The sequence below is a fragment of the Geomicrobium sediminis genome (assembly GCF_016908595.1).
Lineage (GTDB): Bacteria > Bacillota > Bacilli > Bacillales > Marinococcaceae > Geomicrobium_A > Geomicrobium_A sediminis.
Genome location: NZ_JAFBEC010000008.1, coordinates 1 through 14,340 on the forward strand (window position 1 = coordinate 1; position 14,340 = coordinate 14,340).

At 41.4% G+C, this 14,340-nt stretch carries 17 protein-coding genes; 8 read left to right on the forward strand and 9 right to left on the reverse strand.

Annotated elements, in window-relative coordinates:
- Positions 1-134: 134 nt before the first annotated feature.
- The 3 genes from efp to JOD17_RS13395 all read right to left on the reverse strand — a co-directional run bounded on the left by efp (position 135) and on the right by JOD17_RS13395 (position 2,343).
- Positions 135-692: an elongation factor P gene (efp, locus tag JOD17_RS13385; protein ID WP_204698370.1), complete on the reverse strand. Its 558-nt coding sequence runs from the start codon at positions 690-692 to the stop codon at positions 135-137.
- Between the two features lie 20 nt (positions 693-712).
- Positions 713-1,783 carry a M24 family metallopeptidase gene (locus JOD17_RS13390; RefSeq protein WP_042359083.1) on the reverse strand — a complete coding sequence of 357 codons (1,071 nt, stop codon included), beginning with the start codon at positions 1,781-1,783 and terminating at the stop codon, positions 713-715.
- A 74-nt stretch (positions 1,784-1,857) separates the two neighbouring features.
- Positions 1,858-2,343, reverse strand: coding sequence for a YqhR family membrane protein (locus JOD17_RS13395; RefSeq protein ID WP_204698372.1), 486 nt, complete (start codon positions 2,341-2,343; stop codon positions 1,858-1,860).
- Positions 2,344-2,505: 162 nt separating this feature from the next.
- Here JOD17_RS13395 and JOD17_RS13400 point away from each other — a divergent pair, with 162 nt between their 5' ends.
- Positions 2,506-3,489 (forward strand): DUF1385 domain-containing protein, encoded by a 984-nt coding sequence (locus tag JOD17_RS13400; protein WP_204698374.1) that lies wholly within the window; start codon positions 2,506-2,508, stop codon positions 3,487-3,489.
- A gap of 14 nt (positions 3,490-3,503) precedes the next feature.
- On the forward strand, positions 3,504-3,839 hold the full coding sequence (locus JOD17_RS13405; protein WP_204698377.1) for an SA1362 family protein: 336 nt from the start codon (positions 3,504-3,506) through the stop codon (positions 3,837-3,839).
- 18 nt (positions 3,840-3,857) lie between these two features.
- On the opposite strand, the gene JOD17_RS13410 is transcribed toward JOD17_RS13405, so the two are convergent.
- Positions 3,858-4,742 carry a patatin-like phospholipase family protein gene (locus tag JOD17_RS13410; protein ID WP_204698379.1) on the reverse strand — a complete coding sequence of 295 codons (885 nt, stop codon included), beginning with the start codon at positions 4,740-4,742 and terminating at the stop codon, positions 3,858-3,860.
- Positions 4,743-4,899: 157 nt separating this feature from the next.
- Between JOD17_RS13410 and JOD17_RS13415 the strand changes: the two genes are divergently transcribed.
- The 3 genes from JOD17_RS13415 (at position 4,900) to ytvI (ending at position 7,418) form a co-directional block, all read left to right on the forward strand.
- Positions 4,900-5,136, forward strand: a complete 237-nt coding sequence (locus tag JOD17_RS13415; protein ID WP_042359079.1) for a transcriptional regulator SplA domain-containing protein — start codon at positions 4,900-4,902, stop codon at positions 5,134-5,136.
- Between the two features lie 11 nt (positions 5,137-5,147).
- The gene (splB, locus tag JOD17_RS13420; RefSeq protein WP_204698381.1) at positions 5,148-6,173 is read left to right on the forward strand and encodes a spore photoproduct lyase; all 1,026 of its coding nucleotides are present in this window, start codon (positions 5,148-5,150) and stop codon (positions 6,171-6,173) included.
- A gap of 141 nt (positions 6,174-6,314) precedes the next feature.
- A complete protein-coding gene (gene ytvI, locus JOD17_RS13425; protein WP_042413603.1) occupies positions 6,315-7,418 on the forward strand; it encodes a sporulation integral membrane protein YtvI in 1,104 nt (367 codons plus the stop codon).
- 62 nt (positions 7,419-7,480) lie between these two features.
- Here ytvI and JOD17_RS13430 read toward each other — a convergent pair whose 3' ends face one another.
- The gene (locus JOD17_RS13430) at positions 7,481-8,035 is read right to left on the reverse strand and encodes a phosphoribosyltransferase family protein (RefSeq protein ID WP_204698383.1); all 555 of its coding nucleotides are present in this window, start codon (positions 8,033-8,035) and stop codon (positions 7,481-7,483) included.
- Between the two features lie 16 nt (positions 8,036-8,051).
- Positions 8,052-8,468: a transcriptional regulator MntR gene (gene mntR, locus JOD17_RS13435; protein WP_042413600.1), complete on the reverse strand. Its 417-nt coding sequence runs from the start codon at positions 8,466-8,468 to the stop codon at positions 8,052-8,054.
- A 198-nt stretch (positions 8,469-8,666) separates the two neighbouring features.
- Between mntR and dat the strand changes: the two genes are divergently transcribed.
- On the forward strand, positions 8,667-9,524 hold the full coding sequence (dat, locus tag JOD17_RS13440) for a D-amino-acid transaminase (RefSeq protein WP_204698384.1): 858 nt from the start codon (positions 8,667-8,669) through the stop codon (positions 9,522-9,524).
- Positions 9,525-9,759: 235 nt separating this feature from the next.
- On the opposite strand, the gene JOD17_RS13445 is transcribed toward dat, so the two are convergent.
- Entirely contained in the window at positions 9,760-10,596 is an 837-nt protein-coding gene (locus JOD17_RS13445; RefSeq protein ID WP_204698385.1) for a lipoate--protein ligase family protein, read from the reverse strand.
- A 136-nt stretch (positions 10,597-10,732) separates the two neighbouring features.
- Here JOD17_RS13445 and JOD17_RS13450 point away from each other — a divergent pair, with 136 nt between their 5' ends.
- Both JOD17_RS13450 and JOD17_RS13455 read left to right on the forward strand, forming a co-directional pair.
- Positions 10,733-11,128 (forward strand): rhodanese-like domain-containing protein, encoded by a 396-nt coding sequence (locus JOD17_RS13450; RefSeq protein WP_420827941.1) that lies wholly within the window; start codon positions 10,733-10,735, stop codon positions 11,126-11,128.
- Positions 11,129-11,262: 134 nt separating this feature from the next.
- A complete protein-coding gene (locus tag JOD17_RS13455) occupies positions 11,263-11,490 on the forward strand; it encodes a DUF896 domain-containing protein (RefSeq protein ID WP_204698386.1) in 228 nt (75 codons plus the stop codon).
- A 43-nt stretch (positions 11,491-11,533) separates the two neighbouring features.
- On the opposite strand, the gene gcvPB is transcribed toward JOD17_RS13455, so the two are convergent.
- Positions 11,534-12,991, reverse strand: a complete 1,458-nt coding sequence (gene gcvPB / locus JOD17_RS13460) for an aminomethyl-transferring glycine dehydrogenase subunit GcvPB (protein WP_204698387.1) — start codon at positions 12,989-12,991, stop codon at positions 11,534-11,536.
- The gene (gene gcvPA, locus JOD17_RS13465) at positions 12,988-14,340 is read right to left on the reverse strand and encodes an aminomethyl-transferring glycine dehydrogenase subunit GcvPA (protein ID WP_204698388.1); all 1,353 of its coding nucleotides are present in this window, start codon (positions 14,338-14,340) and stop codon (positions 12,988-12,990) included. The genes gcvPB and gcvPA overlap by 4 nt, the downstream gene beginning before the upstream one ends.

A 14,340-nucleotide genomic window follows, 5' to 3' on the forward strand; every position in this document is an offset into this window, starting at 1 on the left:
CCGTTCTTTTCTCTATTATAACAAAGCGTGGTTATGATTCGGCGTCTATAAATAAGAAAAAGCTGTTGAGAAATGACTTTCTCAACAGCCTGAAAGCACTTTAAACAGAAACGTTTAAAGTGCTTTTTTCTTTACTATGCGCGGGAAACGTATTCCCCTTTACGTGTATCAACAACAAGAACGTCGCCTTCGTTAACAAAGAACGGAACGTTTACCCGGAATCCAGTTTCAAGTGTTGCTGGCTTGTGACCACCTGAAGCTGTATCCCCTTTAATTCCTGGATCTGTTTCAGTTACCGTCAGCTCTACAGAGTTAGGTAGCTCAACCCCAAGTGTTTCTGTGCCGTATTGCGTAATGTGAACTTCCATATTTTCTTTCAAGAAGTTTAGTTCATACTTAATTTGCTCCGTTTGCAACTCAATTTGCTCAAATGACTCCATGTTCATAAAAGAATGCTCATCTCCATTTGAGTAGAGATATTGCATTTTGTCACGGTCGATATGAGCTTTATTTACTTTTTCCCCACCGCGGAATGTTTTCTCAGCGATGTTACCAGTACGCAAATTCTTTAATTTTGAACGAACAAAAGCAGCGCCTTTTCCTGGTTTTACATGTTGGAATTCTAACACTGAAAATAAATCGTTATCTACTTCGATCGTAAGACCTGTTTTAAAATCGTTTACTGAAATCATCTTCGTATATCCACCTTTTTCTAGTTTTGCCCCGCATACTTAAGCGTTTTATCAGACGTCGTTAAACGCTCATTCCCGGTTTCTGTAATGACGATGTCATCTTCAATTCGTACGCCACCGATCCCTGGTAAATAAACCCCAGGTTCAACGGTTACGACCATTCCTGGTTGCAATACGACGTTACCTTTCGGAGAAAGTCTCGGTTCTTCATGAACTTCAATGCCAAGCCCGTGCCCTAAACCGTGACCGAACTTGCCTTCATACCCTTGTTCATAAATGTACGAACGACAAATATCGTCTGCTTCTTGTCCTGTCATTCCAGGTTTAATTTGCTCTACACCTTTTAACTGTGCTTGTAATACCGTGTCAAAGACCTTTTTCATTTGTTCACTAGGTTCTCCGACAGCGAGAGTACGTGTAATGTCTGAGCAATACCCTTCATAAATCGCACCAAAATCAAGGGTAACAAGTTCACCTTCCTCGATGACTTTGTCACTTGCAACACCGTGAGGCAATGCACCTCGTGCTCCTGAAGCAACAATCATATCAAATGATGATCCATCAGCACCAAGTTGTCGCATTTTAAACTCTAGCTCATCACGAACTTCTTTTTCTCGCATTCCAGGCTTTATGTAATTTAAAATGTGCGCGTAAGCTTCATCTGCAATTGCTGCAGCCTTCTTCATCGTCACAATTTCTTCTTCGTCTTTGAACTGACGCAATGATTCCACAACCCCACTTAAAGGAACCAATGGAATCGAATGTTCGTGCTTATACAACTCATACTTCTCAAAGGTTGTATACGATTTCTCAAAGCCGACTGCCTTCACGTTATGCTTCTTTACAAGTTCTTGTATTTCCGTAGCAACCGAACCTTTGTGCTCAACAATCGTGTAACCAACACATTGACTCGTTGCTTGTTCGACGTAACGAAAATCGGTAATAAAATATGACTCACTTTCCGTTAAAAAAACGACCCCTGCACTCCCAGTAAAATGCGAAAGGTATCTACGATTGGCCTCGCTCTCAACGATAAACGCATCGATGCCTAATGATTGAAACTGTTTTCTAACATTGTCAACTCGTTTCATTCGCTTTCGTTCCTCCTCGCAAAACTTACGATTACATCACCTCTATCTTAGCACATGTTTAGGAAATCTAGCCATTATGTTCCTCCGTATTTTTGCAACTCTTCTTCATAAGCAATGGAATATCCGACAAATAGACCGTAACTAATAAACAAACAAATGGTACTCGTGATTGTGATATTACTTAACTCTTGAACTGAATCTAACCCGACAAATAACGGATTAGCAATGTAAAAAATCAGCACCCATAGTACGGCTCCAAAGCCAATTCCCATCCACATGCTACTAATCTTCGCAAGACTATAACGATAAAGAAAGGCGATTGCAATCGAGCCGATCGTAATCATGAGAATAGCAAGCCATTGACCTGTTTTCTCTTCTGTCCAATCTCCAAGTGACCATGCCATCCAAAATAAATTCGGACCGACATCTGTAAAATTAAAAAAATAAGCTCCGTACCAAATGGAACTCCACAAAAGACCTCCTACAGCTCCTATTAAGAGAACTTTTACGCTATACGGCAAATCTTTCGTATCTGTTTTTCGATTTTGTTTTGTTGGCATTATTTACTCACCTCATTGATCCATAGTATGGTACAAATGAGTTGTGCTCATTCTCTTCACAGTAGATTTTCTCTCTTTTAAAACTGTGTCGTGGAGGTGAGTTGCATCTTGTTGTAGAATAGAAACCATAGCAAACCAAAGAGTTGAAAGATAGGTGCCAACATGAGCGAAGAACAAAAACAAGAACAAGAACAAACGTCTCCCTCTACAGGAAAACCCGCCTATGGTGGTCAAGCCCTCATTGAAGGTGTAATGTTTGCAGGTAAAGAAACGACTGTTTCTGCAATACGCCGGAACACCGGTGATATCGAATACTTCGAAAACGTCCGAAAGCCAATGCCTACACTACAGAAGCTAAAGAAAATTCCTTTCGTTCGAGGTACTGTTGCTCTGATTGAAGCAGCAGCGATGGGAAGTAAACATATGAACTTTGCCTCTGATCGTTATGACGTTCACCCCGATGATGATGAGAATATCGTTACTGAGGAGCAGCGTTCTAAGATCGTGAGCTTTATAGGTGTCGCTGCCATGGCAGTGTTTGCATTTTTAATCGGAACTGTCATCTTTACACTCGTCCCAGTCTTTTTAGCTGAACTCTTATCCGGACCTTTCCCTGGACATGTAGCTCAGAACTTACTTGAAGGTTTATTTAAGACCATTATTCTCGTTGGGTACATTTATTTGATCTCGTTAACCCCACTCATTAAACGGGTATTTCAATACCACGGTGCCGAACATAAAGTGATCAACACGTATGAATCAAATAAACCATTGACGGTCGAGAATGTACAAGAGCACTCTCGATTGCATTACCGTTGTGGTAGTAGCTTTATGCTGTTTACCGTCATTATCGGTGTGCTGATTTATTTGCTCGTACCGTTTGATAATTTGTTTGAGCGAATTGTACATCGTTTATTACTCATTCCAGTCGTTCTCGGAGTTTCCTATGAAGTGTTGCAGTTTACGAACAAGTTACGAGACATCCCTGTGTTAAAATGGCTCGGGCTCCCTGGCTTATGGTTGCAACTACTTACAACGAAACAACCAAAAGACGACCAAGTTGAAGTATCGATTGCTTCTTTTGAAAAACTGCTAGAACGCGATGAGCAACTAAAGGCAGAAAAAGCCGGCAGTAACATCGTTTAAAAGGAGATGAGCGTTTGCAGTCGTTTCTAAAAAACCCTTTCGTTTTGATTATTAGCTTCCTTGCAGTGATTGGACTTGGTTCTCAACTGATCTTCAATCCATCTGGACTGCTCTTAATGCTCGTCATCACTGCTGTAATCGGGGTAATTCTCTATTTCGTTCTCACTCGCTTTATTCGTCCACAAGTTCAAGGTCAACGGGTGGACCCGAATTACAAGCGTGCACTCAAACAAGACAAACAACGACGAAAAACAAACAATAAAAACCCCGATGCGGTTAGTGTAAAGAAAAAGCGAAATCCGACCCACTTAAAGGTCGTTAATGGCAAGAAAAAAAATGCGCGACGATAATTTTCGTCAGCGCATTTTTTAGCGACTCCACGTTTTCAAATACTGTTTTGTCGTCTCATATCCTAGAGTAACCAACTTTTCTCGATCTTCATCCGTTAAAGAAAAACTCGTCGTCCTAACCGTCTCAATCGGAATAAACACGACGTTGTTCTCGTGACCAGAATCAATATATCGTGAATCGTGGCTTTTTTGCATCGTCTCAAAAATCGATCCGTATAACTCGAGTGCATTTGTAATCGAGTTTTTATCATGATCCGCCGGTTCTGGATTAAGTTGAAAACCGAGCAATGGTCGCTTTGAACGATGCTTTCGAAATAACCACATCGGAAAATTACTTAAAATCCCACCATCAACGACTAATGATGACGTTCCACCTTTATCAAACAACCGAACAGGCTGGAAGAAAAATGGTAAACTACAACTCATTCGTACCGCGCGAGCGACAGGGAACGAGTCTGGAATGATGCCGTAATGCTCAAGGTCATCTGGCAAAACGAGCATTCGGCTTTTTGAAATATCTGCTGCCACAACTCTTAGTTGATCATTTGGCAAATCACCGAACGTTCGAACCCCTTTTGCCTCAAGCTTATTCGCTAACCACTCTTCTAATTTATTTCCTTTATATAATCCAAGCCCAAAGTAGACGCCTACCCATTTGAGTAAATGTGGAAATGTTTTCGCCCAAGCTGTAGGATCGAGGAACATCTTAAGTTCCACTTCATCGAACATCTCTCGAATCTCCTTGCTCGTATATCCCGCAGCCATTAAGCTCCCCATAATGGCTCCTGCACTCGTACCTGCGATTCTAGAAAACGTGAAGTTCTTTTCTTCCATCGCCTGCAATGCGCCAATGAAGGCAAAGGCTTTTACACCACCACCTGCAAAGACACCGTCAATCAGCATTGAAACACCAACTCCCCACACCTACACACTATGCGCACAAAGAAGAAGTTGCGTGTTGTCCTTACAGGAAATGTAAGGATTGATCGCCAGTTCACTCCTAGCGTACGACGAAAAAGATACGCACAAGTTAGTTATAGAGAAAGGAGGAGAACGTTTGATGGACTACAAAGCAGGTGAAACGCTGTATGTGATCCACCGTAATCCCCACACGCAAGACGTTGCAAACATCCGTGAAGCAACTGTCGTTAACGACCCACAAGATCCTCTTTCACAAACGATTTATTTAATGGATGAGTTTTATCCAATTACTGAAGAACTTGCGGTTTTTAACAGTTATGAAGAGGCTGAGGAAGCGTATTCTTACTACTTTGGCACCGACCCAGAACCAATGTAAGGGGGAAAACCATGAAGCCATTTATGCCTGAGCGAATTTATATAGAACCAAAAGCTTTTGACTACCCACTAGGCAAGAAACTCTATGATTATTTCAAAGACTTAGGAACTGAAATACATGAGACTACGTCACACAACCAAATCCGCAATTTACCTGGTGACAACCATTTTCAAAAATATCGAAACGCAAAATCAACGCTTGTCGTTGGCATTCGAAAAACATTAAAGTTTGATACGTCTAAACCGTCGGCTGAATATGCAATCCCTTTAGCAACTGGTTGCATGGGTCATTGTCATTATTGTTATTTGCAAACAACGATGGGTAGTAAACCGTACATTCGAACGTATGTGAACACCGATGAAATCTTAAAACAAGCGGACAACTACATGTTGGAAAGAGCTCCTGAACAGACCAGGTTTGAAGCCTCTTGTACGTCAGACATTGTTGGCATTGATCATATTACTCATTCTCTTAAGCATGCGATTGAACATATGGCCAAAAGCGAATTAGGAAAGCTTCGCTTCGTCACGAAATTCGAACATGTTGACCATTTGTTGGATGCAGATCACCGCGGAAAAACCCGCTTTCGATTCAGTGTTAATGCTGACTTTGTAATTCGGTACTTTGAGCCTGGAACGTCAACGCTTGATAAACGAATTGAAGCCGCTGCTAAAGTTCAAGAAGCAGGCTACCCACTCGGCTTTATCGTCGCCCCGATCTATTTACATGACGGTTGGGAAGAAGGCTATGAAACCTTATTTAAAAAGCTGTCTAACCAACTTCCGAGTAACGGTCGAGACAACATTACATTTGAATTTATCCAACATCGGTTTACACAACCTGCGAAACGCGTCATCGAAAAAAACTATCCGATGACAAAGTTAGAACTTGATAAAACGAAACGAAGGAAAAAATGGGGGCGCTACGGAATTCACAAATACGTGTATGAAAAAGACCAAGAAGAAGTGATGAAAGATACATTGTATCGCTACGTAGACCACTATTTTCCCAATTCCAAAATTGAATACTTTACGTAAGCAACAAACGAAATGTTTGTTGCTTTTCTACGTTTATGCAAAAAAACTTCCGATTCCATTTTACATCCTAAAATTTGCCGTATAATATAGAGATAAGGATTTTTGCATTATAGCGCTTCAACGAAGCGAAGGAGGCACCTGTTGTTAACTAAAACGTTAGTCAAACGGATTTTAATCATCATTGCCCTCATCTTGATCGGGCTATTTGTTTATTACAATTTTTCGGCATTTATGCCGCTACTATTAGCGTTATTAACTGCCATGATTTTTGAACCTTTTGTTCGCTTCTTTAAAAAGCAGTTAAAAACTGAAAAGCGCCTTCTGCCTGTTACGATTGTATTTTTGTTATTTGTAGCCATTAGTGCAATCGGGCTGTACTTTGCTGTGACAAGTCTAATGAGAAGTATTGTAAGTTGGTCACAACAACTCCCACAATACGCACTTGAATTGCAACGGTTTGCGAACGACTTGATTATTCAATTTAATCAATTGTTGAGAGATTTACCACAAGGGTATCAAATCGCCCGTGAACTTGAGCGTCTTTCAGAAGATGCGATTGATTTCGCGCTTAGCATTACGACCAATCTTGTCGGGCTACTCGGTTCGTTTTTGTCTGCGATTCCAAATATGCTCTTCGTAGTGCTTATTTACTTAATTACGCTGTTTCTATTTAGTTTGGATTTACCTCGACTTCTTGGGAATTTCTTTAACTTCTTCAAAACGGAAACATCCGAGAAATTACGATTCGTCTTTCACCGGATGGGTCGAGTATTCTTAGGCTGGTGGAAAGCTCAATTTATTCTTAGCTTAGGAGTCTTTATTCTCACGTACATCAGTCTTCTTTACATATCACCAGGCTCTGCTTTTATACTCTCACTCATCATTTGGGTCGTAGACATTATTCCACTTTACGTAGGCCCTGCCCTCGTACTCGTCCCATGGGGATTGTTAGCGATGATCTTAGGTGATGTCACGATGGGGATTCAATTAAACATTTTAGCGCTCGTTCTCCTCATCATTCGTCGTATTTTAGAACCTAAAGTACTCGGAGACTCGATTGGCATGAATGCTTTGCCGACCGTATTATCGATGTACTTCGGTTTCGTATTCTTTGGTGTGATGGGATTAATCTTAGGTCCATTTGTTTATATGGCGATCTTAAGCGCGAAAGAAGCAGGACTTTTTCAAATCAATTTGAAAGAGGACCAACCAAAAGAAGAACCAACACCTGCACAAAAAGAATAAAAAAAAGCCGATTTAGCATCGTTTGCCCAAAAATTGTTTTTACGAACTTTTGGAGCAAACCGCTAAATCGGCTTTTTTTCAATTGGAAACAAAGGAAGTTCTTCTAGATAAATGAGATCTTGTTGATCGTTTGCACTGCCTTCTGCAAGTACAGCGGTTTTGGCAACAACGTTACCCCCTGCCCTTTCAACAAGTTCTTGCAGTGCCGCAATCGATTCGCCTGTTGATACAACATCGTCTACGAGCACGATCCGCTTGCCTTTAAGCTTTTGAGCATCTCGTTCATCCAATACGAGTGTCTGCTCTACATCGGTCGTAATGGATTTTACCGTTAGTACGAGTGGTTCACTCATGTAAGGTTTCACTGTTTTACGTGCAACAACATACTGATCGTGATTCAACAAACTCGAGAGTTCTTGTGCCAACGGAATGCCTTTGGCTTCTGCCGTAACTAAAACATCAGCTTCTGGCAATTGATCGACGAGCGCCTTTGCTGTTGCTTTTGTAAGCACTGTATCTCCAAGCATCACGAAACTGGCAATCGCTGTATGTTCTGAGATCGGGACGATCGGTAGGTGCCTCGTCACGCCGGCTATGATCATCGTGTAAGTCTGCACCTCTTCCACCCCTTATCTATTCTTCTTCTTTATGATAGTTGTTTAGCGCGTTTAGACGCGCCGGATCGTCTTTGAAGTACTGAACAAGATCTCCTATGCGGTCAATCGCATCCCAACTAATATGATGCTCAATCCCTTCAACGTCTTGATAAATGAACGATTCATCGACACCAATCAACTGTAAAAATTCTTCCAACAACTCATGACGATAGACAAGCCGCTTTCCAATTTTATTACCTTTTGATGTTAGGATCAGTCCTCGGTATTTTTCATAAACGACGTAACCACTTTTATCAAGCTTTTGAACCATTTTCGTTACAGAAGATGGATGCACTTCTAGTGTATCTGCGATATCAGACACCCGAGCATACCCTTTATCTTCAATCAATTGATAGATTCGTTCTAAATAGTCTTCCATGCTAGCTGTTGCCATCGTGTGTTCCCCCATTCAATTGCGTTCTGGGCACAACTCTTTTATCACATTCTTTATTGTACCGAATTGGCGCATGACAAACAACGACAGATTCAAGAAAAGCATCACTTCGAAAAGAAAGCAAATCGTGGTATGATAGAAGTCAGAATAATCGTGATGTGTTCTTCATTAGAGCACATATGAAAGGCGTGGAATCAGTTGAGTGAGAAAGTATTAATAAATGAACAACTCATTAATCGAGAAGAAGCTTCGTTTTCATTTGATGATCGCAGCATGTATTTTGGTGATGGCATTTACGAGGTGATTCGAATTTATGGAGGATTTCCTTTCCAAATGGAAATGCACATGCAACGCTTTCAACGAAGCGCTGAAGAATTGGACATCCCGTTTGATTACGATGTTAAGCAAAGCTTAACGAACTCCCTTCTAGAGCTGCTTAAAGAAAACGAATTAAACGAAGGAATCATTTACGTCCAACTTTCCCGCGGCTCCGCTGATCGTAACCATCTATATGAGCGCCATACTGAACCTTTGATCTTTGCATTCACAAAGCCAATGGAGCGACCACAACAAGCGATGTCTGAAGGAATTGCTACGTACTTAACCGAAGATGAACGCTGGCTACGTTGTGACATTAAAACGGTAAACTTGCTAGGCAATGTCATGGCCAAACGCAAAGCCGCTGATCACGACTGTCAAGAAGCCTTATTGCACCGTGGTGACTTAATGACTGAAGGTTCTTCATCGAATTTATTCATCATTAAAGGCGATGTTGTACAAACTCACCCTGCAAACAATTACATCTTAAATGGCATTACTCGCCAACTCGTTCTCGACTATATTGAAGAACACGGGAAATCCGTAGTCTTTGAACCCATTCAAGTCGAAGATATGAAGAACATTGATGAAGCCTTTATTACGAGTACGACAAGTGAGATTACTCCGATCGTTGAGTTAAGAGGTACCGTGCATCATAAATTAACTGTCGGACCATTAACGAAATCGTTACAAAAGCGTTTTGATGAAGACGTAGTTAAAACTGAACAAGGCGAGTAACGTAATATAAATGCACTGAACAAGACAAAATCAAAGAACGAACGCCCGAACTTAAACGGGTGCTCGTTCTTTTTTTGATAAACCATTAAGAAATATATAGGCTTTGATTGCCATTGTACGGTTTTCCTTAGTTAAGGCATACTCCTGCTCTGGAGATGTTACTCTGCTTTCAAAAAACTACATGTAGCTAAACACTTTCTGAAATCACTTCAGAGTCGTACTAGCCTTATTTTTATTATCTACGATACGTCCAGTCGTCTGATTGATAGCGCTCAATCGCTAACGATTCTACCTCTTGCTTTTGTTCTTCCGTTAACATCATTGGTTCTAAATGAACGTCAAGGCCTTGCTCAAAGCCGACTTTAAAAGCTTCTCTCAATTGAGGGATGGTTACGTCAGTGCTTGTTAGGTCTTGAATGCTAACGGCTTTTTGAAGGAACCGCTTTTGCATTTGTTCTCGCATGCGATCATCTTTGAACTTGAACACACTAAATAGTTGATCGACGTCAAAAGCAAGCACAATTGCGCCGTGTTGTAAGATGACGCCTTTTTGACGCGTTTGCGCACTTCCTGCTATTTTTTTCCCTTCAACAACAAGCTCATACCAAGATGGAGCATCAAAACAAACGGCAGATGTTGGGTTTTTCAATGCATCGGTATCTTCTTTCGTTTTCGGAATCGATAGATTCGCTTCTAATCCTAATTGTCTGAACCCTTCTAGCAATCCTTCTGAAATGACACGGTATGCTTCAGTTACTGTCTCAGGCATCTTAGGATGGTCTTCATTGACGATGACGCTATACGTCAATTCTTTGTCATGTAACACTGCACGTCCTCCAGTAGGACGGCGCACAATCCCAAGTTCATGTTCTTCTACTGCGGTAATATTGATTTCTTTATGTATCTTCTGAAAGTAGCCAAGAGAAAGAGATGCTGGATTCCATTCATAAAAGCGAATCACTGGTGGAATCTTCCCTTCGCTATGCCACTGCAACAATTTTTCATCTAAAGCCATGTTGTAAGACGGGGAACATGCACCCGACTCTAGAAAAAGCCATGTTTCTTTTTGCATACATTTCACCTCTCCAATCTTATTAAGTGTAGCAAAAGTAACACTTGTTTGCATCGGCGAAGACAACCTTTGCGTAACGTGCAGTTCCGACTTATAATAGAAAAGGATGTACTAGCTTTTCGTAGGGGGAACATACATGGATGTTATGAACGTGATCAGTTATATTTTATGGGGGCTATTAATTGGTTTCTTGATTGTGTTTTTGTTTAGAAGACTATCAACACCGAAATTCTTAAGCCCATTAACGCAAGATCAATTTATTCAAGGATATCGTAAATCCCAATTGATTGACGTGCGTGAACAACGGGAATACGATGGCGGCCACATTTTAGGCGCTCGGAACATTCCACTTTCCCAATTAAAACAACGTTTGTCTGAAGTTCGTCCTGACCAAGACGTGTATTTGTATGACCACTCTGGAGCAAGAAGTCGTCAAGCTGCTCGTATGATTAAGAAAAAGACTAACAACGATCGTCTTTTCTACTTAAAGGGTGGCTTTCGTAAATGGACAGGAAAAGTGAAGAAGAAATAAGCCAATGCCCTTTCATTCATTAGAAAGGGCATTTTATTGCAAACGTTACAAACAAATGATAAAATTATCTCTTTAAGTATGCATGTAATTACAATCGTTACGTATAAATGAAAGATCAATGGAAGGAGCACACGATGATTCCAATTATTGAACGTATTAACGAACTTGCCAAAAAGTCCAAAGAAATTGGCCTAACTGAGAATGAGCAAAACGAGCAAGCGAAACTCAGACAAGAATACCTCGGCTATATTCGTGGCCAAGTAAAAGACACAATTTCTAATGTGACTGTCGTCGATGAAGAAGGTACAGATGTAACTCCTGAAAAATTAAAAAATGAACAAGAACGTCGACGTTCTCATTAAAACGAAGCACAAACTCAATCTGTGAGTTTGTGCTTCGTTTTTATTATTGCTCGTGTTTTAAAATTGGCTTTCTTGCCGCTGTCGTTTCATCGAGTCTTGAAACAACAGTATGATGTGGCGCTTCTAATACATAATCAGGGTTCTCTTCTACTTCTTTACTAATAGCAATCAAAGCGTCAGCAAATTCATCTAACGTTTCTTTCGACTCTGTCTCCGTCGGTTCAATCATCATGCACTCTTCTACATTTAACGGGAAATACATCGTCGGTGGATGATACCCATAATCAAGCAGGCGCTTTGCAATGTCTAATGCGCGTACGCCTTGATCTTTTTGTCGTTTTGCTGACACGACAAATTCATGTTTGCAATATTGAGAGTACGGCACATCATAATACGGCTCAAGACGCTTCATTAAATAGTTCGCGTTTAATACCGCATCTTCAGATACTTGCTTTAAGCCTTCTAGACCCATCGTACGAATATAAGAATACGCACGTACATTGATACCGAAGTTTCCATAAAACGGCTTAACACGTCCGATTGATTGCGGACGATCGTAATCCCACGTATATTGTTCTTCTTTTTTAATGAGGAGTGGCTTCGGTAAAAATGGCACTAAATCTTCTTTAACTCCGACTGGACCACTTCCAGGACCGCCGCCTCCGTGAGGTCCGGTGAACGTTTTATGCAAGTTCAAATGCACAACGTCAAAGCCCATATCACCAGGACGTGCTTTATCTAAGATGGCATTAGAATTAGCTCCATCATAATACAATTTACCACCGGCGCTGTGAATAATTTCAGCCATTTGAACGATATCTTCTTCAAATAACCCGAGGGTATTTGGATTCGTAAGCATGAGCGCTGCCGTATCCTTACCAACCACTTCACGTAAATGATCTAAGTCAACGAGACCTCGCTCATCCGTACGCACCGTCACTGAATCAAAACCAGCGACACTCGCCGATGCTGGGTTCGTACCGTGAGCCGAGTCAGGTACAATCACTTTCGTACGCTCAACATCACCATTAGCTTCATGGAACGCACGGATCATCATTAACCCTGTCCATTCTCCTTGAGCACCTGCTGCTGATTGCAACGTCACTTCCTTCATCCCTGTCATTTCTGCTAATGACTCTTGCAATTCGTGCATCAATTCTAATGCCCCTTGTACTTGCTCTTCGGGCTGATACGGATGAATGTGAGACAAACCTGGCATTCTCGCGACGACTTCGTTCACTTTCGGGTTGTATTTCATCGTACAAGAACCGAGAGGGTAAAACCCAGAATCAACACCAAAGTTTCGGTTAGAAAGCGCCGTATAATGGCGAACGAGTTGAAGCTCAGACACTTCTGGTAATTTTGCTTCTTCTTTTCGAATGTAGGAATCCTCAAGCAATTCTTCCACTGATACGTCAGGCACATCGAGTTCTGGAAGTGAATCGCCTTTACGACCTTTACGACTTAATTCAAAAATAAGCGGCTGCTCTTTCGTTCTCATTTGCTCTCCTCCAATGCTTTAACGAATCGATCAATTTCTTCTTTTGTTCGCATCTCTGTTACACAGACGAGCATATGATTGTCACTCGCTTGATCAAATCGTCCAAGATCTAAGCCTCCGATAAACCCTTTATCGATCAGCTTTTTGTTTACCTCAACAACGTTACTTCCTACATCAACAACAAATTCATTGAAATGAGGACCTTCATTGACGATCGTAAATCCAGCATTCTCAACTTGTTGTTTTGCATAATGCGCCTTTTTTAAGTTGTGAACCGCGAGTTCCTTTAATCCGCTCTTTCCAAGTGCCGTCATCGCAACAGAACTACCAAGGGCGTTTAACGCTTGGTTTGAACAAATATTCGATGTCGCTTTGTCTCTTCGAATATGTTGTTCTCTCGCTTGTAATGTAAGCACAAACCCACGTGTCCCATCTTCATCGACTGTTTGCCCTACAAGACGACCAGGTACTTTTCGCATCAATGCTTTTTTCGTTGCAAAGTATCCACAGTGAGGACCGCCGTACTGACTAGGAATACCAAATGGCTGGGTATCACCAACAACTACATCTGCACCAAACTCTCCTGGTGGCGTTAACACACCTAATGCGAGAGGGTTGCTTTTTACAATCATCATCGCACCCGATTCATCACACGCCTCGCGAATCGCTTTTAAATCTTCAATTCCACCGTAGAAGTTCGGGTATTGTACGACGACCGCGCACACGTCATCATCAAGCTTTTCTTTAAGGTCATTTACGTCTGTCTTTCCTTTCGCTTCATTCACAGAAGCGACATTCAATCTTGGGCCTAATACATACGTATCAATCACATCACGTGCTTCTGGATGTACAGTGTCAGAGACGAGCACGCGTTGTTTTTTCATTTTCAGATGACCTGCAACCATTACGACCGCTTCAGCAAGAGCCGTATGACCGTCATACATTGAGGAATTCGCAAGGTCCATTCCTGTAATCTCTGCAATCATCGTCTGGAATTCAAAAATTGCTTGCAATTCACCTTGAGAAATTTCCGGTTGGTATGGCGTATAAGCTGTGTAGAATTCCGAACGAGAAATGACGGCATCAACGGTTGCTGGGATATGGTGATCGTAGACACCCGCTCCTAAAAATGACGGGAAATCTTTCGTTGATACATTTCGATTACTTAACTCTGTAAAGTGCTTAAGTAAATCGCGCTCTTTTAATGCTGGTTTAATATTCATAGAGGTTGCTGGACGTACTTTTGTTGGAATATCCGCAAATAAATCGGCGACGTCGTTTGCCCCAACTACTTGCAACATTTCTTTACGATCTTCTTCAGTCATTGGTAAATAACGATGGTTTGACAT